Source organism: Pseudomonas sp. AC247 (genome assembly GCF_979258015.1).
This window is the reverse complement of record NZ_OZ409829.1, coordinates 3,970,667-3,990,640: the sequence shown is the minus strand read 5'-3', so window position 1 is coordinate 3,990,640 and position 19,974 is coordinate 3,970,667. Positions and strand designations below refer to the sequence as shown.

Here is a 19,974-nt window from a genome sequence, read left to right as displayed (position 1 = left end):
CCATGGCCCTGAGTCGAGCCGCGCGTCTGGTGCCGGTGGTGGACATGGCCGAGAAGGCCGAGAAAGCCGCCGTGCAACGCCTGGGGTATTTCCAGGGCCAGGTGAAAGTGGCCGAAAGCAAACTCGCCGACCTCAACGCCTTTCGTCTGGATTACTCGCAGCAATGGATCGTGCGCGGCAGCACCGGCGTGACCGGGCAATGGCTGCTCGGCTTCCAGGGCTTTTTGGCACAACTCGACACCGCCGTTGATCAGCAGCGCCAGAGCCTGGTCTGGCACCAGAACAATCTGGAAAAGGCGCGTGAGGCCTGGCAACAGGCGTTTGCCCGGGTCGAAGGGTTGCGCAAGCTGGTGCAGCGTTACCGCGACGAGGCGCAGCGGGCCGAGGACAAGCGTGAGCAGAAGCTGCTGGACGAGTTGTCCCAGCGCCTGCCTCGGCAGAATCCGTACTGAAGATCAACAGATCGCAGCCTTCGGCAGCTCCTGCAGGGGATCAGTGTAGGGGGTGCCGAAGGGTGCGATCTTTTGATCTTGCTTCCAACCTTGCCCCATCCCCTGCCAAGTGCTAAACCTTGTACACGTTCGTCAATGACAAGGAAGCCAGTCAATGTCAGTCGTTACAGATCTTTCTCCAGATGGTCAAAAACTGACTATCTCAGTCAAGGGGCGATTTGATTTCGGTCGTCACCAGGAGTTTCGCGAGTCCTACGAGCGTCTCGTTCAGAAACCCGAGTCCATCGTGGTCGACCTCAAAGAAGCCACCTACCTCGACAGCTCGGCCTTGGGCATGCTGCTCCTGCTGCGTGATCACGCCGGCGGCGACGAGTCCGACGTGCGGGTCGTCAACAGCAACTCCGACGTGCGCAAAATCCTCGCCATCTCCAATTTCGACAAACTCTTCGACATCAGTTGACCAGCATGCAGGCGCAAGAGCCGCTGACCATTCTGATCGCCGAAGACAGTGCCGCCGACCGCTTGCTGCTGTCGACCATCGTCCGCCGCCAGGGTCATCAAGTGCTGACGGCGGCCAACGGTGCCGAAGCGGTCGAGGTGTTCCGCCGTCAGCAGCCCAGCCTGGTGTTGATGGACGCCATGATGCCAGTGATGGACGGCTTCGAAGCGGCGCGGCAGATCAAGGCGCTGGCAGGGGAAACCCTCGTGCCGATTATCTTCCTGACCTCGTTGACGGAAAGCGAAGCGCTGGCGCGTTGCCTTGAGGCAGGTGGTGACGATTTTCTGGCGAAGCCCTACAACCAAGTGATTCTCGCCGCCAAAATCAAGGCGATGGATCGCTTGCGACGTCTGCAAGCTACCGTGCTGCAACAACGCGACCTGATTGCCAAACATCACGACTACCTTCTCAACGAACAGCGCGTCGCCAAAGCGGTGTTCGACAAGGTGGCGCATGCCGGCTGCCTGAGTGCGCCAAACATCCGATATCTGCAATCGCCCTACGCGCTGTTCAACGGCGACCTGTTGCTGGCGGCCTATACGCCAGCGGGCGACATGCACGTCATGCTCGGCGACTTCACCGGCCACGGTTTGCCGGCAGCGGTGGGCGCGATGCCCTTGGCCGAAGTCTTCTATGGCATGACCGCCAAGGGCTATGGCCTGGCCGAAACCCTGCGCGAAATGAACGCCAAGCTCAAACGCATCCTGCCCGTGGACATGTTCTGTTGCGCGACGCTGCTGTGCCTGAGTTTTCAGCGGCGCTCGGTGGAAGTGTGGAATGGCGGCATGCCTGACGGCTACTTGCACCGAATCGCCACGGGCGAGCGCGAACCGTTGGCGGCGCGCCATTTGCCGTTGGGCGTGCTCAGTCCACAGGCATTCGATGACCGCACTGAAGTGCATTCGATGGCGGTTGGCGATCGGGTTTTCGTGTTGTCCGACGGGGTCATTGATACCAGCGATGCCAACGATCAGTTGTTCGGTGTCGAGCGTCTGCAGCGAGTGTTCGCCGCCAACCGTGAGCCTGATCGGTTGTTCGAGGACATCGAGCAGGCGCTACGGGATTTTCGCGGTGAGGCGCGCGACGATGTGAGCATGGTCGAGGTCAGTTTGCTTGAGCTGGCACAGGTCAATCCGTCGGCGCCGGTGTATTCCGACAGCGGTCAATCCTGTCCGCTGGACTGGTCGGTGAGCTTCGAGTTTCGCGGGGCTACACTCAAGCGTTTCAATCCATTGCCATACCTGTTGCAGTTGCTGTTGGAGGTGCATGGTTTGCGCGGGCAGAGCGGCGCGTTGTACAGCGTGCTCGCCGAGCTCTACTCCAACGCGCTGGAGCATGGCGTGCTGGGTCTGGATTCCAGTCTCAAGCGCGATGCTGCCGGTTTTGCCCTTTATTATCAGCAGCGCAATCAGCGGCTCGATGCCTTGCAGGAGGGTTTTGTGCGCGTGCATCTGCAGGTGAGGCCTGTGAACAACGGCGGATGCCTGCTGATCCGGGTCGAAGACAGTGGCAAGGGCTTTGATGTGGCGCGGGTGATGGAGCGGCCATTGGACGACGTCCGTCTGTCGGGGCGCGGTGTCAGCCTGATCCGGCAATTGGGGCATAACGCCAGGTGGTCGGACGAAGGTCGTAGTGCTTGCGTGGAGTTTTTCTGGGAGGTTCAGGCATAATCCGCGCAATTCTTGATCAAGGAGTGAGCAAGTGACTGACCAACATGTGGATCGCGAGGCGCTGAGCGTACTGCGCGAAGTCATGGAGGACGGGTATCCGGAGTTGCTGGATACCTTTCTGACCGATTCCGAAAGTCGCTTGGTTGAGCTGCGCAAGACTGCGGACGCCAAGGTCTTGTCGGAGGTTGCCCATAGTTTCAAGGGCAGCGCCAGCAACATGGGCGCTGTGCGCCTGGCGGAACTCTGTCAGACGCTGGAGTCAGAAGCCAAAGATAAAAGCCCCTCGGAAATTGCCATGCTGGTGGCGGATATCAGCAATGAGTTTGCTGATGTGCGCCCTGTCTACGAAGACGAGCGACAGCACGCACTCGCGCATTGAACACGCCGCCCGGCGCTTTTCTCGGGTGTCGGGCAAAACTGGCCCGGCACTTGCATATATCTCCCTCAACTGTACCTACGATCCCAGTGCAGCGGAGACCGTGTTATGCCTGCGACCCCCAATATTCTTCTTCAGACCGCCGCCCAGGCCAAGGCGCAAGCAGCCTCTGCCAAATCGTCGGCATTGGCCGCAGACCCCGGCGACAAGGCCTCAAGCTTCGCAAAAGTGTTCGCCGATCAAGGGCCGAACAAGCCTGCCGCGAGCACTGACAATTCGCTGAAACCGGCGCGCGACAAGGTCGCTGACAACAGCGGCAAAAAAGACCTCGGCAAAGATCAGTCTGCCGCCGCGAACCCGGCGGTTGCCGATAGCGGCAAAGCGTTGCCTGCCGACAAACCGGTTGCCGCCGATGACAAGACTGCCAGCGACGACGACAGCGCCGACACCCCGCAGACGCCGGTAGCCGATACCGCGCCTGTCGACCCGGCGCTGGACCCGGCGTTGGCAGAAGTCGTGCAGCCCCTGGTGACTGCGCCTGTCGCGCAACCGCCAGTGGTTGAGACGCCGACACCGCCGAAAGTCGAAACACCGGCCGTGGCGGTATTGCCGGCGGTGGTCAAAGACCCGGCGGCCAGTACCGACAGCGATTTCGATCCTGAGGCCGACCCGCTTGATGCCTTGCCGGCCGTGCGCATGGCGATGGAGCAGGGCGGGCATATTTCCGCCGCCAGCCAGGCGCAACCGAAAGCCTCGCCAGCGCAGGCTCAGGCTGACGGCGAATTGACCACCGCACAGAACTTCGCTGCCGGCATGGCCAGCATGCTCGACGTGCAGGCCGACAAGGACAGCACCAGTCAGGGCGGCGAAAAAGCCTTCAGCGGGCTGATCGATGACGGTTTGAAAGACCTCAAGTCCGCCACCAGCGATACCCGTGTCGATGACTTCGCCAACCGTCTGGCGGCGCTGACGCAAGCGGCCACGCCAAAAACCGCCAACGCGGTGCCGGTGAACCAGCCAATCGCCATGCACCAGAGCGGCTGGACCGAAGAAGTGGTCAACCGCGTCATGTACCTGTCGAGCGCCAATCTGAAGGCGGCGGACATTCAGTTGCAACCGGCGGAGCTGGGGCGTCTGGATATTCGCGTGAACATGGTCCCGGACCAGCAGACCCAGGTGACGTTCATGAGTGCGCACCCGAGCGTGCGCGAAGCGCTCGACGGGCAGATGCATCGACTGCGTGAAATGTTCACCCAGCAGGGCATGGGCCAGGTCGACGTCAACGTGGCTGATCAGGGGCGTGGCTGGCAGGGGCAAGGTCAGGAACAGGCGCAGCAGGGCCAGAGTGGCCGCACCAGCGCCGCCGGTGGTCGTCTGGATTCGGCGGACGAAGAGTTGACGCCCGCAGCGGTGGCTGAGTCTGTTGCCCAGACCACTAGCGTCATCGGCACCAGCGCGGTTGACTATTACGCCTGACGGCATGGCAACACAAAAAGATCGCAGCCTTCGGCAGCTCCTACAGGGTGTACATCGCCAAATGTAGATGCTGCCGGAGGCTGCGATCTTTTGCTTTGACACTTCTGGCATAACACTTGCTCTTGCCTTGCCGTGCGACTGTGAAAACCCGATTAGTGACGGATTATTGGCATGGCGAAGAGCGATACAGCAGCAGTGAAAGACCCCGCAACCAAAGGCAAACTCAAGCTGATCATTGTGATCGTGCTGGCGTTGCTGTTGGCCATTGGTGCTTCCGTGGGGGCGACCTGGTTCTTCATGCACAGCGCCCAGAGCAAGCCTGCCGAGGCCGCCGATGCTGCGCCGGTCGGCAAGCAGCCCGCGATCTTCGAGCCCATGGCCCCGGCGTTCGTGGCCAACTACAACCAGAACGGCCGTCAGCGCTACATGCAGGTGAGCATCACCATGCTGGGCCGCAATCAGGCTGATCTGGAAGCGCTCAAAGTGCACATGCCAGTGATCCGCAATAACCTGGTGATGCTCTTCTCCGGTCAGGATTTCGCCACCTTGGCGACGCCGGTCGGGCAAGAGATGTTGCGCCAGAAGGCCACAGCCAGCGTCCAGGAAGTGGCGCAGAAAGAGCTGGGCAAAGTGGTGATCGAACAGTTGCTTTTCACTAATTTCGTACTGCAGTAGGAACACGACATGGCCGTGCAGGATCTGCTGTCCCAGGATGAAATCGATGCGCTGTTGCATGGCGTCGACGATGGTCTGGTACAGACCGATAACGCTGCCGAACCCGGCAGTGTCAAAAGCTACGACCTGACCAGCCAGGATCGCATCGTCCGCGGACGCATGCCGACTCTGGAAATGATCAACGAGCGTTTTGCCCGATACACCCGCATCAGCATGTTCAACATGCTGCGCCGCTCGGCGGACGTTGCCGTCGGTGGCGTCCAGGTGATGAAGTTCGGCGAATACGTGCACTCGCTGTACGTGCCGACCAGCCTCAACCTGGTCAAGATCAAACCGTTGCGCGGCACTGCGCTGTTCATCCTCGACGCCAAACTGGTGTTCAAGCTGGTGGACAACTTCTTCGGCGGCGACGGCCGTCACGCGAAGATCGAAGGGCGTGAATTCACCCCGACCGAACTGCGTGTGGTGCGCATGGTGCTGGAGCAGGCTTTCATCGATTTGAAAGAAGCCTGGCAAGCGATCATGGAAGTCAATTTCGAGTACATCAACTCGGAAGTGAACCCGGCGATGGCCAACATCGTCGGCCCGAGCGAGGCCATCGTGGTGTCGACTTTCCACATCGAACTCGACGGCGGTGGCGGCGATCTCCACGTGACCATGCCGTATTCGATGATCGAGCCGGTGCGTGAAATGCTCGACGCCGGTTTCCAGTCGGACCTCGACGATCAGGACGAACGCTGGGTCAACGCCCTGCGCCAGGACGTGCTCGACGTCGACGTGCCGATCGGTGCCACCGTGGCGCGTCGCCAGTTGAAACTGCGCGACATCCTGCACATGCAGCCGGGGGACGTGATCCCGGTCGAGATGCCGGAAGACATGATCATGCGCGCCAACGGCGTGCCGGCCTTCAAGGTCAAGATGGGCTCGCACAAAGGCAACCTCGCGTTGCAAGTGATCGAGCCGATCGAGCGTCGCTGAAGCGGCGCCACACCCCCTTTTGCATTAACTGAATTGTTGCCCGCCGAGGACACATGATGAACGACGATATGAACGCCCAGGACGATCAGGCACTGGCCGATGAATGGGCTGCTGCCCTGGAAGAAACCGGTGATGGTCAAGCTGACATCGACGCACTGCTGGCGGCTGACGCCTCGAGCGGCTCGCGTCTGCCGATGGAAGAGTTCGGCAGCGTGCCGAAGAACAACGATCCGGTCACCCTGGACGGTCCGAACCTGGACGTGATCCTCGACATCCCGGTGTCGATCTCGATGGAAGTCGGCAGCACCGACATCAACATCCGCAACCTGCTGCAACTCAACCAGGGTTCGGTGATCGAGCTGGACCGTCTGGCCGGTGAACCGCTGGACGTGCTGGTCAACGGCACACTGATCGCGCACGGCGAAGTGGTGGTGGTCAACGAAAAGTTCGGCATCCGCCTGACTGACGTGATCAGCCCAAGCGAACGCATCAAGAAGCTGCGCTGAGTGAAACGGTTTCTGTGGGCACTGCTGGCCTTGCCGTTGAGCGCGCTGGCCGCTGATCCAGTCGTCAACAACGCTGCGGGTGCCGCATCCACCGTTGCCGCGCCCGTGGTCAGCAGTGGCGTGGCCGGGCAATTGACGCAATTGGTGTTCGGTCTGCTGCTGGTGCTCGGCCTGATCTTCTTCCTCGCCTGGCTGTTGCGCCGGGTGCAGCAGGCAGGTCCGGCGGGCAAGGGCCAGGTGATCGAGTTGATCGGTTCGCGCGCGCTCGGCCCGCGTGACCGCTTGATGCTGGTACAGGTCGGCAACGAGCAGATTCTGCTCGGCTTGAGCCCTGGCACCATCACCGCGTTGCATGTACTCAAGGAACCGGTGCCGGTCCCCGCGACCAGCGAGAAAGCCACCCCGGAGTTTGCTCAGCATCTGTTGAAGATGCTCGGCAAGGATCAGAAGGATAAGAAGTAATGGGTGCGCTACGCATCGTCTTGACGCTGGCCCTGTTGCTGGCCGCGCCGCTGGCGTTCGCCGCCGATCCGTTGTCGATCCCGGCGATCACGCTGGGCACCAACGCCGACGGCGCGCAGGAATACTCGGTCAGCCTGCAGATTCTGCTGATCATGACTGCGCTGAGCTTCATCCCGGCGTTCGTCATGCTGATGACCAGTTTCACCCGGATCATCATCGTCTTCTCGATCCTGCGTCAGGCCCTCGGTCTGCAGCAGACGCCGTCGAACCAGATCCTCACCGGCATGGCGTTGTTCCTGACCATGTTCATCATGGCGCCGGTGTTCGATCGGGTGAACAACGATGCGTTGCAGCCGTACCTGGCGGAAAAACTCACCGCGCAGCAAGCGGTGGAAAAGGCCCAGGTGCCGATCAAGGATTTCATGCTCGCGCAAACCCGCAGCAGTGATCTGGAACTGTTCATGCGCCTGTCCAAGCGTACGGACATTGCCACGCCGGATCAGGCGCCGCTGACGATTCTGGTCCCGGCGTTCGTCACGTCCGAGCTGAAAACCGCGTTCCAGATCGGCTTCATGATCTTCATTCCGTTCCTGATCATCGACCTCGTGGTGGCGAGTGTGCTGATGGCGATGGGTATGATGATGCTCTCGCCGCTGATCATTTCGCTGCCGTTCAAAATCATGCTGTTCGTGCTGGTGGATGGCTGGGCGCTGATTATCGGCACGCTGGCGAGTAGCTTCGGCGGTGTCTCGCCATGACCCCGGAAGTTGCGGTCGACATCTTCCGTGAAGCGTTGTGGCTGACCACCATGATGGTCGCGGTGCTGGTGATTCCAAGTCTGCTGGTCGGCCTGCTGGTGGCGATGTTTCAGGCCGCGACGCAGATCAACGAACAGACCCTGAGCTTCCTCCCGCGTCTGCTGGTGATGCTGGTGACCCTGATTGTCGCCGGCCCGTGGCTGGTGCAGACCTTCATGGAATACATCATCCAGCTCTACCACAACATCCCGATGGTCATCGGCTAAGCCATGCAATCGCTGCTGCAGTTGACCGACACCCAGATCAGTACCTGGGTGGCGACGTTCATGTTGCCGTTGTTTCGCATCGGCGCGGTGTTGATGGTCATGCCGGTGTTCGGCACGACGCTGGTGCCGAAACGCATTCGCCTGTATTTCGCCCTGGCCATCACCGTGGTGATTTCGCCGAACCTGCCACCGATGCCGCCGGTCAATGCGCTCGACCTCAGCGGCTTGCTGCTGATCGCCGAGCAGATTCTGATTGGCGCGATTCTCGGGTTTTCCCTGCAGTTGTTCTTCCAGGCCTTTGTGGTGGCCGGGCAAATTGTCGCGATCCAGATGGGCATGGGTTTCGCCTCGATGGTTGACCCCACCAACGGCGTGTCCGTGGCGGTGATCGGGCAATTCTTTACCATGCTGGTGACGTTGCTGTTCCTGTCGATGAACGGCCATCTGGTGGTTTTCGAAGTCCTCACTGAAAGCTTCACCACGTTGCCGGTCGGCAGCGGTTTGATGACCGCGCACTACTGGGAACTGGCCGGCAAACTTGGCTGGGTGCTGGGTGCCGCACTGTTGCTGGTGTTGCCGGCGATCACCGCGCTGCTGGTGGTCAACATCGCGTTCGGCGTGATGACCCGGGCCGCGCCGCAACTGAACATTTTCTCCATCGGTTTCCCGCTGACCCTGGTGCTTGGCCTGTTTATCGTCTGGGTCGGTCTGGCGGACATCCTCAATCAGTATCAACCGCTGGCCGCTGAGGCCTTGCAGTTTTTACGCGAACTGGCACGGGCACGCTGAGTCATGGCTGAGAGCGAAAGCGGTCAGGACAAAACAGAAGACCCCACGGAGAAACGTAAAAAGGACTCCCGTGAGAAGGGTGAGATTGCCCGTTCCAAAGAGCTCAACACCCTCGCGGTGATGCTCGCCGGCGCCGGCGGCCTGCTGATCTTTGGCGGCATGCTCGCGCAGGACCTGATGGAACTGATGCGCATGAACTTCACGCTGACGCGCGAAGTGATCATGGACGAGCGCTCCATGGGGACGTTTTTGCTCAACTCGGGGAAGATCGCGCTGGTGGCGATTCAGCCGGTCATGATCACCCTGTTGCTGGCGGCGTTGCTCGGCCCGATCGCGTTGGGTGGCTGGTTGTTTGCCGCCGGTTCCATGGCGCCGAAGTTCAGCCGGATGAACCCCGGCGCCGGCCTCAAGCGCATGTTTTCGATGAAGGCGATTGTCGAGCTGCTCAAGGCGCTGGCGAAGTTTTTCATCGTGCTGGCGGTGGCGTTGGTGGTGTTGTCTTCGGACGTCGACGACTTGCTGCGCATCGCGCATGAGCCGCTGGATCAGGCGATCATTCACAGCGTCTTGCTGGTCGGCTGGAGTACGTTGTGGATGGCCTGCGGGTTGATCCTGATCGCTGCAGTGGACGTGCCGGTGCAGATTTGGGAGAGCATGAAAAAGCTCAAGATGACCAAGCAGGAAGTGCGCGACGAGCACAAGGATCAAGAGGGCAAGCCGGAGGTCAAACAGCGCATTCGTCAACTGCAGCGCGAGATGTCGCAGCGGCGAATGATGGCGGCGGTGCCCGACGCCGACGTGGTCATCACCAACCCGACGCACTACGCCGTGGCGCTCAAATACGACGCCGAAAAGGGCGGTGCGCCGCTGCTGTTGGCCAAGGGTAATGACTTCCTTGCGCTGAAAATTCGCGAAATCGCCGTGGCCAACAACGTCATGCTCTTGGAGTCGCCGGCCTTGGCGCGGTCGATCTACTACTCCACCGAGCTGGATGAAGAAATTCCGGGTGGCCTGTATCTGGCGGTTGCCCAGGTGTTGGCCTACGTCTACCAGATCCGCCAGTACCGCGCCGGCAAGGGCAAGCGTCCGGACCCGCTTAAGGACGACCTGCCGATTCCGCCGGACCTGCGTCGCGACTCCTGATTCGCATCAACATCAAAAGATCGCAGCCTTCGGCAGCTCCTACATGGATCGCATTCCACCGGTAGGAGCTGCCGAAGGCTGCGATCTGTGCTCGACCTAATTCGGCAGTTCGAGATTATCCAGCGCCCGATTCACCGCCAGTTCCCCGAGCATGATCAGTTGCGCAATGCCCAGTAGCGTCCTGCGTTGTGATGCAGGTATGAGGTTGGCGAAGTCGTTGGCGATGGTTCTGGCTGAGGCGAGTGTTTCGCAGGCGTTGGCCAGCAGCTCCTCGCTTTTGATGTCCGAAACGACGGCGTACATCGTGCTGGGTTTGCGTGGCGGTCGGGTGCTGCCGGGGCAGAGGTAGTGATCGAGGGCGCGGTCGGCGGCTTCGTGGAGTTTTTTTGAATCGAGGGATTCGTAGGGGGAGGTGGGGTCGGTTTCTGGCGGGTTTGGTGTTGGTTTTATCATCGGTGAAGCCTCTAGAGTAGTGAAGCTGCCACCGTTCGCTGCTAACGAAGGAGGTGGCGGCTGTACGCGGGTTAGCAGACCAGGACTCTAGAACCCGGCGCACCGAAGTGCCCCACGCAAAGCCGCCATTACGGCAACAGGCTTTGTGCGTCTAGAGAAAAACCCGGGCTGCTAAACCCGATCACTGAATGATCAGCGACCGACCCACAATAGAACCCGCCCCCAAGGCGCACAAGCCGGCGGATTCTGGCGTAGCTGTAGGCAAAGGCGCAAGGATGTGTAGCCTGCGAGACGTGTCATGAGGTGTCTTTTAAACACCTGAGTTTAAAAGTCGACTTTTGCTGACTTCACTGGCCCTTCCCGAGCAGGCTCACCTCCTGATTTGGAATGCGATCCCCTGTAGGAGTGAGCCTGCTCGCGATAGCGGTCTGTCTGGTTTGAATGTATTGACTGGAAAATCCTCATCGCGAGCAGGCTCACTCCTACATTGTTCGCGTTCAGCTCCCTCTCTGTTTCAATCAATCGCAAAAGTTGGAAGGCTTCTTGCAATAGCCGCCGTGCGCCTGCGTTGGGCGTCAAAAGTTTGCTTTAAAGGAACGGGGAAAACCGGTGGATCGCTCTCAGTTATTCAACACAGCACGCACAAACGTTGCCGATTTAAGTCGGGGCAATCTGGGCGTGCCGTTGCTGTTGCTGGTGATGCTGGCGATGATGATGTTGCCGGTGCCGCCGTTCCTGCTGGACGTGTTCTTTACCTTCAACATCGCCCTGTCGATCGTCGTCCTGCTGGTCTGCGTCTACGCGCTGCGGCCACTGGATTTCGCGGTGTTCCCGACCATTCTGCTGGTCGCGACCCTGTTGCGGCTGGCGTTGAACGTGGCCTCTACACGGGTGGTCATGCTCCACGGTCAGGACGGCCACGCCGCTGCCGGTAAGGTGATTCAGGCCTTCGGTGAGGTGGTGATCGGCGGTAACTACGTGGTCGGTATCGTGGTGTTTGCGATCCTGATGATCATCAACTTCGTCGTGGTGACCAAGGGTGCCGGGCGGATTTCCGAGGTGAGCGCGCGCTTCACCCTCGATGCGATGCCCGGCAAACAAATGGCGATCGACGCCGACCTCAACGCCGGTCTGATCGACCAGAACCAGGCCAAGTTGCGCCGTCAGGAAGTCGCCCAAGAGGCCGAGTTCTACGGTTCGATGGACGGTGCCAGCAAGTTCGTCCGTGGTGACGCCATTGCCGGCCTGCTGATTCTGTTCATCAACCTCATCGGCGGCATGGCCGTCGGTATCTTCCAGCACAACATGAGCTTCGGCGACGCCGGTCGGGTTTACGCCTTGCTGACCATCGGTGACGGTTTAGTGGCGCAATTGCCATCACTGTTGTTATCGACAGCTGCCGCGATCATGGTGACCCGTGCTTCCGGCTCGGAAGACATGGGCAAACAGATCAATCGCCAGATGTTCGCCTCGCCGAAAGCGCTGGCGGTGGCGGCCGGTCTGATGGCGGTCATGGGCCTGGTGCCGGGCATGCCGCACTTCTCGTTCCTGAGCATGGCTGCGCTGGCTGCCGGTGGCGCCTATCTGTTCTGGAAGAAGCAAAACATCGTCAAGGTGCAGGCCCTGCAAGAGGTCAAGCGTCAACAAGAGCTGCTGCCGTCGCCGGCCCGCGCCATGGAAACCAAGGAACTGGGCTGGGATGACGTGACCCCGATCGACATGATCGGCCTGGAAGTCGGTTATCGCCTGATCCCGCTGGTGGACCGCAATCAGGGTGGGCAACTGCTCGCGCGGATCAAGGGCGTGCGCAAAAAGCTCTCGCAGGATCTGGGCTTCCTGATGCCGACCGTACACATCCGCGACAACCTCGACCTGGCACCGAGCGCCTATCGCCTGACCCTGATGGGCGTGATCCTCGCCGAAGCCGAGATTTACCCGGATCGCGAACTGGCGATCAACCCCGGCCAGGTCTACGGCACGCTCAACGGGATCAACGCCAAAGATCCGGCTTTCGGCCTGGAAGCGGTGTGGATCGAAATCAGCCAGCGTGCGCAGGCGCAATCGCTCGGTTACACCGTGGTCGATGCCAGCACCGTGGTTGCGACGCACTTGAACCAGATTCTGTACAAGCACTCCAGTGAGCTGATCGGCCACGAAGAAGTGCAGCAACTCATGCAATTGCTGGCCAAAAGCTCGCCAAAACTGGCTGAAGAGCTGGTGCCGGGTGTGGTCTCGCTGTCGCAACTGCTCAAAGTGCTGCAAGCGCTGCTGGCCGAGCACGTGCCGGTGCGCGACATTCGCAGCATCGCCGAAGCCATCGCCAACAACGCTGCCAAGAGTCAAGATACCGCCGCGTTGGTCGCTGCTGTGCGGGTCGGCGTATCGCGCGCCATCGTCCAAAGCATTGTAGGCACTGAGTCCGAGCTGCCTGTGATCACCTTGGAACCAAGGTTGGAACAAATATTGCTCAATAGTCTGCAGAAGGCAGGACAAGGCTCGGAAGAGGGCGTTCTGCTGGAGCCAAGCATGGCCGAGAAGCTGCAGCGTTCGCTCATCGAAGCGGCGCAGCGTCAGGAAATGCAAGGTCAGCCGGTGATCCTGTTGGTAGCAGGCCCGGTGCGCGCGATGCTCTCGCGCTTTGGCCGCCTCGCAGTCCCTGGACTGCACGTGCTGGCCTACCAGGAAATACCGGACAACAAGCAAGTGACCATCGTTGCGACAGTAGGGCCCAACGGCTGAGGTAGTGGTTTATGCAAGTTAAGCGTTTCTTTGCCGCCGATATGCGTCAGGCCATGAAGCTGGTTCGTGATGAGCTGGGCGCTGATGCCGCCATCATTGGCAATCGTCGCATTGCCGGCGGTGTCGAGCTGACGGCGGCACTGGATTACAAATTGTCGGCGCTGGCACCACGGGTTCCGAACATGGAACTCGAAGACGAGCTGCGCAAGACCCAGTCGCGCATCGTCACCGCCCAGGCCGAGTTGAGCCTGCGTGGCGAAGCCGACGGCAACAGCAATCGGCAGATCTTCGCCGGTCTGCCGTTGACCGCTGGGCTGCCGCTGACCGCCGCTGAGCCGCTGAGCGAGCCGACTTACGCCGCTCCGGCGCGTCCAGCCCCGGCGCCTGCGCAGTCCTCCGGCGGCGTCGATCCACGCGCACTGGATTCGATGCGTTTTGAATTGAACAGCCTGCGCGAGCTGATGGAAGTTCAGCTCGGCACCCTGGCCTGGAATCAGTTGCAGGGCAGCCGTCCGGCGCAAGCCAACCTGTATCGTCGTCTGCAACGCATCGGTCTGTCCGGGCCGTTGTCGCGCGATCTGCTGGCGATGATCACCGATATTGAAGAGCCGCGTCAGGCCTGGCGCATGTTGCTCGCGCACCTGGCGCGGATGATTGCCGTACCGGAAGTCGAGCCGCTGGAAGAGGGCGGGGTGATCGCCATGGTCGGCCCTGCCGGCATGGGCAAGACCACCACGCTGGCCAAGCTCGCCGCGCGTTACGTGCTCAAGTACGGCGCGCAGAATGTCGCGCTGGTGAGCATGGACAGTTTCCGCATCGGTGCCCAGGAACAACTGAAGACCCTGGGGCGCATTCTCAATGTGCCGGTGACTCACGTCGATCCGGGCCAATCGCTGGTGCAAGCGCTGGATCCACTGCTGCGCAAACGCGTGGTGCTGATCGATACTGCCGGCCTGCAAGCCAGCGATCCGGCCCTGCGCATGCAGCTCGAAAGTCTGGCCGGTCGAGGCATTCGTTCAAAAAATTATCTGGTCTTGGCAACCACCAGCCAGAAACAGGTTCTAACCGCCGCTTATCACAGTTACAAGCGTTGCGGGCTTGCCGGGTGCATCCTGACTAAACTGGATGAAACGGCCAGCCTTGGCGAAGTGTTGAGCCTGGCGATCAGTCATGAATTGCCGGTCGCGTACCTGACCGATGGCCCACGGATTCCGGATGATCTGCATCTGCCGCGCCGTCATCAACTGGTCAGCCGCGCCGTCAGCGTGCAAATGCAGGAAGAACCCAGCGAAGAAGCCATGGCCGACATGTTCGCTGATATCTATCACAGCCCCACCAAGCAGGTAGGCTGAGGTATTCATGAACAGTTTTTGTACCTACATCGATGGTCTGCCATGCATTGTTCCGGTTGTGAACGCGCAGCCAGTAATGTGGCCTCCGTCTATGCAAGACAAGGTAAAGAAATAACATGGGCAGCATGCATCCCGTACAGGTGATCGCGGTGACCGGCGGCAAAGGTGGCGTCGGCAAGACTAACGTGTCAGTGAACTTGTCCCTGGCGCTGGCAGAGCTTGGCCGTCGGGTCATGTTGCTGGACGCCGACCTGGGTCTGGCGAACGTCGACGTTCTGCTGGGGCTCACGCCCAAACGCACGCTGGCTGACGTTATCGAAGGCCGCTGTGAGCTGCGCGACGTTCTGTTGCAAGGCCCCGGCGGGATTCGCATCGTGCCGGCCGCGTCCGGCACCCAGAGCATGGTCCACCTGAGCCCGGCACAACACGCTGGCCTGATTCAGGCGTTCAGCGACATCGGCGACAATCTCGACGTACTGGTGATCGACACCGCTGCGGGTATTGGTGACTCGGTAGTCAGTTTTGTTCGCGCAGCCCAGGAAGTGTTGCTGGTGGTGTGCGACGAGCCGACCTCGATCACCGACGCCTACGCGCTGATCAAACTGCTCAACCGCGATTACGGCATGAACCGCTTCCGCGTATTGGCCAACATGGCGCAGAGCCCGCAAGAAGGCCGCAACCTGTTCGCCAAGTTGACCAAGGTCACGGATCGCTTCCTTGACGTCGCTCTACAATACGTCGGCGCCGTGCCTTACGACGAAAGCGTGCGTAAGGCCGTGCAGAAACAGCGTGCCGTCTATGAAGCCTTCCCGCGTTCCAAGTGCGCGCTGGCGTTCAAGGCGATCGCGCAGAAGGTCGATACCTGGCCGCTGCCCGCCAACCCGCGTGGCCACCTTGAATTTTTCGTCGAGCGCCTCGTGCAGCAAACGGCAGGGCCAGTGCTATGACCGCCAGCGGTATGAATTACTACAAGAAGTCGGCACGTGATGCGCAGTACGAGTTGATCGAGCGTTACGCGCCACTGGTAAAGCGCATTGCCTATCACTTGCTGGCACGGTTGCCGGCGAGTGTGCAGGTCGAAGACCTGATCCAGGCCGGGATGATCGGCCTGCTTGAAGTCTCGACCAAATATGACGCCAGCAAAGGCGCCAGTTTCGAAACGTACGCGGGCATCCGAATCCGCGGCGCAATGCTCGACGAAGTGCGCAAGGGGGACTGGGCGCCACGCTCGGTTCACCGCAATACCCGTATGGTCAGCGACGCAATTCGCTCAATTGAAGCTAAAACCGGCCGTGACGCTAAAGATCACGAGGTTGCAGCCGAACTCCAATTGAGTCTCGACGATTACTACGGGATTTTGAATGACACCTTGGGCAGCCGCCTCTTCAGTTTCGACGACCTGCTGCAGGACGGCGAACACGAAGGGCTGCACGAGGATGGCGCGAGTGCTCATCTTGAGCCGTCACGCGATCTGGAAGATGAACGCTTCCAGGCGGCGCTGGCGGACGCGATTGCCAATTTGCCGGAGCGTGAGCGACTGGTGTTGGCGCTGTACTACGACGAAGAGCTGAACCTCAAGGAGATCGGTGAAGTCCTTGGCGTCAGTGAATCGCGGGTCAGCCAGTTACACAGCCAGTGCGCGGCCCGCTTGCGGGGGCGTTTGGGGGAGTGGCGAGCGCGCTGAAGGCAGTGTGGGGACACTGCGAACGAGGCTGGTGCGGTGATGAACGGCACCGGTCTTGCTCTGTTGTGCTCCAGACAGTCTTCGAGTGCTGCGCCGATTGATTGAAGTGGCGCGTCCAGGTGCTGGGCGCGTTTAAGACTGCTTGGAGGTCGAATTGAACAAAGACATGAAAATCCTCATCGTTGATGACTTCTCAACGATGCGGCGGATCATCAAGAACCTGCTGCGCGATCTTGGGTTCACCAATACCGTCGAGGCCGACGATGGCACTACCGCCATTCCGGTGCTCAACAGCGGAAGCATCGACTTTCTGGTAACAGACTGGAACATGCCGGGCATGACCGGTATCGACCTGCTGCGCCACGTGCGTGCCGATGAAAAACTCAAGCATCTGCCCGTTCTCATGGTGACCGCTGAAGCCAAGCGCGAGCAGATCATTGAAGCCGCTCAGGCCGGTGTAAACGGCTACGTAGTCAAACCTTTCACGGCTCAGGCGTTGAAAGACAAAATCGAGAAGATTTTCGAACGCATCGGCTGATGAACGCGCGGGGGAGCTATGGAGCATAACGAATCTTCACAGGGCGATTTCGAGTCGACCCTGAAAAAACACGCGGTCGAACTGGTCGAGAGCCTTGAAAAAGGCAGGTTCGGCGACGCTGTGCAACTGATCCATGAGCTCAATCAGACCCGTGACCGTGGCCTGTATCAGGAAGTCGGCAAGCTCACACGTGAACTGCACAGTGCGATCGTCAACTTCCAGATCGATCCGAACATGCCGCAGGCCGAGGAAGTGTCGCAAATCACCGACGCCACCGAACGCCTGGGCTATGTGGTCAAGCTGACAGAGGCCGCGGCCAACCGCACCATGGATCTGGTGGAAAGCGCCACGCCGGTGGTCAACAGTCTGGCCGATGAAGCCCAGGCCTTGAGCACCGATTGGGGTCGCTTCATGCGTCGCGAAGTCGGGGCTGAAGAGTTCCGCGAGCTGGCGCGCCGGGTCGACGGTTTTCTGTCGCGCAGCAGCACGGACAACCGTGCGGTGTCGAGCAATCTCAACGACATCCTGCTGGCCCAGGATTACCAGGACCTGACCGGTCAGGTGATCAAGCGTGTGACCCAACTGGTCACCGAAGTCGAAAGCAATTTGCTCAAACTCGTGCTCATGGCCAGTCAGGTCGACCGCTTTGCGGGCATCGAACATGACCGCGCCGCGATGCTTGCAGAAAAAGATCCACAAAAACATCTCTCGCAGGGTGAAGGTCCGCAGATTCATGCCGATAAACGAGAAGACGTTGTGTCCGGTCAGGACGATGTGGACGATTTGTTATCCAGCCTCGGGTTCTAGAGTTTTGGAATTTTAGGTTTTTTGGGTTTTTAGACCTGTAGGAGCACCCCATTAATGAGCTTCGGCGCCGATGAAGAGATCCTTCAGGATTTCCTGGTTGAGGCCGGCGAGATTCTTGAGCAACTGTCCGAACAACTGGTCGAGCTGGAAAGCCGTCCGGATGACGCAGATCTGCTCAACGCAATTTTTCGCGGTTTCCACACTGTAAAAGGGGGCGCCGGCTTCCTTCAGCTCAATGAGCTGGTGGAGTGCTGTCACATCGCCGAAAACGTGTTCGACATCCTGCGCAAGGGTGAACGTCGCGTTGATGCAGAACTGATGGACGTTGTCCTCGAAGCACTGGACGCGGTGAACAGCATGTTCACTGAGGTTCGTGAGCGTGCTCCGATCACCGCTGCCACCCCGGAACTGCTGGCTGCGCTGGCACGTCTGGCAGAACCGCAATCGGCGGACGAAGCTCCGGCTTCGCCAGTGGCCGAGATGATCGAAGATCTGGTCGGCGAAGGCGAATCGGGCGACATCACCGATAACGAATTCGAACAACTGCTGGACTCGCTGAACGCCGTCAAGGCCGAAGCTGAAGCCCCGGCAGCAGCTGCACCTGCGCCGGCTGCCGATGGCGCGGCCAGCGATGAAATCACCGATGCCGAGTTCGAGTCGTTGCTCGATCAGTTGCACGGCAAGGGCCAGTTCGCCGTGGACGCGGTTGCACCCGCGGCGGCAGCCCCTGCGGCACCGGCCAAAGGCGACAGCTCCGACATCACCGACGACGAATTCGAAGCACTGCTCGATCAGTTGCACGGCAAGGGCAACTTTGCTGTCGATGCGCTGGAGTCGGCGATTGCTTCGGCTCCTGCGCCTGCTGCTCCAGCGGCCGCAGCGGCGGGCAGCGATCTGATCAGCGATCACGAGTTCGAATCGCTGCTCGACGAATTGCACGGCAAAGGCAAGTTCAGCGAAGTCGGCACCGCCGCTGCTGGCAGCGCCTCTACTGTCGCCACGCCTGCCGCCAAGGCACCGGCCGCTGTTGCAGCGCCGAAACCTGCTGCCAAGCCTGAGCCTAAAGCCGAAGCGCCGAAACCGGCCGCCGCAGCTGCACCGGCTCCGGCGCGTGCACCAGCGACACCGCCACCGGAAAAACCGGCGAGCGAAGCCGAGACCACCGTGCGCGTCGACACCGCACGTCTCGACGAAATCATGAACATGGTCGGCGAGCTGGTGCTGGTGCGTAACCGTCTGGTGCGCCTGGGTCTGAACAGCGGCGATGAAGCCATGCAAAAGGCCGTGTCGAACCTCGACGTGGTCACGGCTGACTTGCAGACCGCGGTGATGAAGACCCGGATGCAGCCGATCAAGAAGGTCTTCGGGCGCTTCCCGCGTCTGGTTCGTGACCTGGCGCGTCAGCTCAAGAAAGAGATCAACCTGGAACTGGTGGGTGAAGAAACCGACCTCGACAAAAACCTTGTCGAGGCCTTGGCTGACCCGCTGGTCCACTTGGTGCGCAACGCCGTCGACCACGGCATCGAGTCGCCGGAAGAACGCGAAGCGTCGGGCAAGGCCCGTGGCGGTCGTGTGGTGCTGGCGGCCGAACAGGAAGGCGACCATATCCTGCTGTCGATTTCCGATGACGGCAAAGGCATGGACCCGAACGTCCTGCGTTCGATCGCGGTAAAACGCGGTGTGATGGACAAGGACGCGGCCGATCGCCTGAGCGACACCGAGTGCTACAACCTGATTTTCGCCCCGGGTTTCTCGACCAAGACCGAGATCTCCGACGTCTCCGGCCGTGGTGTCGGCATGGACGTGGTGAAGACCAAGATTTCCCAGCTCAACGGTTCGATCAACATCTACTCGACCAAGGGCCAGGGCTCGAAAATCGTCATCAAGGTGCCGCTGACCCTCGCGATCATGCCAACCCTGATGGTCATGCTCGGCAACCAGGCGTTTGCGTTCCCGTTGGTCAACGTCAACGAAATCTTCCACCTCGACCTGTCGACCACCAACGTTGTGGACGGCCAGGAAGTGGTGATCGTGCGGGACAAGGCGCTGCCATTGTTCTACCTCAAGCGCTGGCTGGTCAGCTCCGCCGCTCACGAAGAGCAGCGTGAAGGCCACGTGGTGATCCTTTCGGTGGGCACGCAGCGGATCGGCTTCGTCGTCGATCAACTGGTCGGCCAGGAAGAAGTGGTCATCAAGCCATTGGGCAAAATGCTCCAGGGAACTCCGGGCATGTCCGGCGCCACCATTACCGGTGACGGCCGCATTGCACTGATTCTCGATGTTCCGAGCATGCTCAAGCGTTACGCCGCACGGCGTATTTGAATCCGGGGCAGCGGGGCGACAACGTTCCG

The 19,974-nt window shown here is 60.3% G+C and carries 21 protein-coding genes; 20 read left to right on the top strand and 1 reads right to left on the bottom strand.

Annotated features, from left to right (window positions below; all coding sequences use genetic code 11):
- The first annotated feature begins 2 nt into the window (after positions 1-2).
- The 13 genes from fliJ to flhB all read left to right on the top strand — a co-directional run bounded on the left by fliJ (position 3) and on the right by flhB (position 10,050).
- Positions 3-452, top strand: a complete 450-nt coding sequence (gene fliJ / locus ACZZ0B_RS18030; RefSeq protein ID WP_158831219.1) for a flagellar export protein FliJ — start codon at positions 3-5, stop codon at positions 450-452.
- A gap of 154 nt (positions 453-606) precedes the next feature.
- Complete coding sequence (locus ACZZ0B_RS18025) at positions 607-912, top strand: STAS domain-containing protein (protein ID WP_463545905.1); 306 nt, start codon at positions 607-609, stop codon at positions 910-912.
- A 5-nt stretch (positions 913-917) separates the two neighbouring features.
- Complete coding sequence (locus ACZZ0B_RS18020) at positions 918-2,621, top strand: ATP-binding SpoIIE family protein phosphatase (RefSeq protein ID WP_463546946.1); 1,704 nt, start codon at positions 918-920, stop codon at positions 2,619-2,621.
- A 31-nt stretch (positions 2,622-2,652) separates the two neighbouring features.
- Positions 2,653-3,000, top strand: coding sequence for an Hpt domain-containing protein (locus tag ACZZ0B_RS18015; RefSeq protein WP_440095781.1), 348 nt, complete (start codon positions 2,653-2,655; stop codon positions 2,998-3,000).
- A gap of 105 nt (positions 3,001-3,105) precedes the next feature.
- Positions 3,106-4,473, top strand: a complete 1,368-nt coding sequence (locus tag ACZZ0B_RS18010; protein WP_463545904.1) for a flagellar hook-length control protein FliK — start codon at positions 3,106-3,108, stop codon at positions 4,471-4,473.
- Positions 4,474-4,644: 171 nt separating this feature from the next.
- Positions 4,645-5,148, top strand: coding sequence for a flagellar basal body-associated protein FliL (gene fliL, locus ACZZ0B_RS18005; protein WP_008077652.1), 504 nt, complete (start codon positions 4,645-4,647; stop codon positions 5,146-5,148).
- A gap of 9 nt (positions 5,149-5,157) precedes the next feature.
- Entirely contained in the window at positions 5,158-6,126 is a 969-nt protein-coding gene (gene fliM / locus ACZZ0B_RS18000) for a flagellar motor switch protein FliM (protein WP_008077655.1), read from the top strand.
- A 56-nt stretch (positions 6,127-6,182) separates the two neighbouring features.
- Positions 6,183-6,632 (top strand): flagellar motor switch protein FliN, encoded by a 450-nt coding sequence (gene fliN / locus ACZZ0B_RS17995; RefSeq protein WP_008077656.1) that lies wholly within the window; start codon positions 6,183-6,185, stop codon positions 6,630-6,632.
- Positions 6,633-7,094 (top strand): flagellar biosynthetic protein FliO, encoded by a 462-nt coding sequence (gene fliO / locus ACZZ0B_RS17990; RefSeq protein WP_463545903.1) that lies wholly within the window; start codon positions 6,633-6,635, stop codon positions 7,092-7,094. It abuts the gene before it with no gap.
- Positions 7,094-7,852: a flagellar type III secretion system pore protein FliP gene (fliP, locus tag ACZZ0B_RS17985; RefSeq protein ID WP_008077660.1), complete on the top strand. Its 759-nt coding sequence runs from the start codon at positions 7,094-7,096 to the stop codon at positions 7,850-7,852. The genes fliO and fliP overlap by 1 nt, the downstream gene beginning before the upstream one ends.
- Positions 7,849-8,118, top strand: coding sequence for a flagellar biosynthesis protein FliQ (gene fliQ / locus ACZZ0B_RS17980; protein WP_008077662.1), 270 nt, complete (start codon positions 7,849-7,851; stop codon positions 8,116-8,118). Before fliP ends, fliQ begins: the two co-directional genes overlap by 4 nt.
- A gap of 3 nt (positions 8,119-8,121) precedes the next feature.
- Positions 8,122-8,907, top strand: coding sequence for a flagellar biosynthetic protein FliR (fliR, locus tag ACZZ0B_RS17975; RefSeq protein ID WP_008077664.1), 786 nt, complete (start codon positions 8,122-8,124; stop codon positions 8,905-8,907).
- Between the two features lie 3 nt (positions 8,908-8,910).
- Entirely contained in the window at positions 8,911-10,050 is a 1,140-nt protein-coding gene (flhB, locus tag ACZZ0B_RS17970) for a flagellar biosynthesis protein FlhB (protein WP_008077666.1), read from the top strand.
- Positions 10,051-10,146: 96 nt separating this feature from the next.
- On the opposite strand, the gene ACZZ0B_RS17965 is transcribed toward flhB, so the two are convergent.
- Positions 10,147-10,503: a DUF6124 family protein gene (locus ACZZ0B_RS17965; protein ID WP_463545902.1), complete on the bottom strand. Its 357-nt coding sequence runs from the start codon at positions 10,501-10,503 to the stop codon at positions 10,147-10,149.
- A 609-nt stretch (positions 10,504-11,112) separates the two neighbouring features.
- On the opposite strand from ACZZ0B_RS17965, the gene flhA reads away from it, so the two are divergent.
- The 7 genes from flhA to ACZZ0B_RS17930 all read left to right on the top strand — a co-directional run bounded on the left by flhA (position 11,113) and on the right by ACZZ0B_RS17930 (position 19,945).
- On the top strand, positions 11,113-13,242 hold the full coding sequence (flhA, locus tag ACZZ0B_RS17960; protein WP_158831203.1) for a flagellar biosynthesis protein FlhA: 2,130 nt from the start codon (positions 11,113-11,115) through the stop codon (positions 13,240-13,242).
- Positions 13,243-13,253: 11 nt separating this feature from the next.
- Positions 13,254-14,594 (top strand): flagellar biosynthesis protein FlhF, encoded by a 1,341-nt coding sequence (gene flhF, locus ACZZ0B_RS17955; RefSeq protein WP_008077677.1) that lies wholly within the window; start codon positions 13,254-13,256, stop codon positions 14,592-14,594.
- 116 nt (positions 14,595-14,710) lie between these two features.
- Entirely contained in the window at positions 14,711-15,541 is an 831-nt protein-coding gene (gene fleN / locus ACZZ0B_RS17950; RefSeq protein WP_003222917.1) for a flagellar synthesis regulator FleN, read from the top strand.
- Positions 15,538-16,278, top strand: coding sequence for an RNA polymerase sigma factor FliA (gene fliA, locus ACZZ0B_RS17945; protein WP_007920004.1), 741 nt, complete (start codon positions 15,538-15,540; stop codon positions 16,276-16,278). The genes fleN and fliA overlap by 4 nt, the downstream gene beginning before the upstream one ends.
- Positions 16,279-16,444: 166 nt before the next feature.
- Positions 16,445-16,816: a chemotaxis response regulator CheY gene (locus ACZZ0B_RS17940; RefSeq protein ID WP_024012118.1), complete on the top strand. Its 372-nt coding sequence runs from the start codon at positions 16,445-16,447 to the stop codon at positions 16,814-16,816.
- Positions 16,817-16,834: 18 nt separating this feature from the next.
- Positions 16,835-17,623: a protein phosphatase CheZ gene (locus ACZZ0B_RS17935; RefSeq protein ID WP_008077686.1), complete on the top strand. Its 789-nt coding sequence runs from the start codon at positions 16,835-16,837 to the stop codon at positions 17,621-17,623.
- A 54-nt stretch (positions 17,624-17,677) separates the two neighbouring features.
- On the top strand, positions 17,678-19,945 hold the full coding sequence (locus ACZZ0B_RS17930) for a chemotaxis protein CheA (protein ID WP_463545901.1): 2,268 nt from the start codon (positions 17,678-17,680) through the stop codon (positions 19,943-19,945).
- The last annotated feature ends 29 nt before the right edge of the window (positions 19,946-19,974 follow it).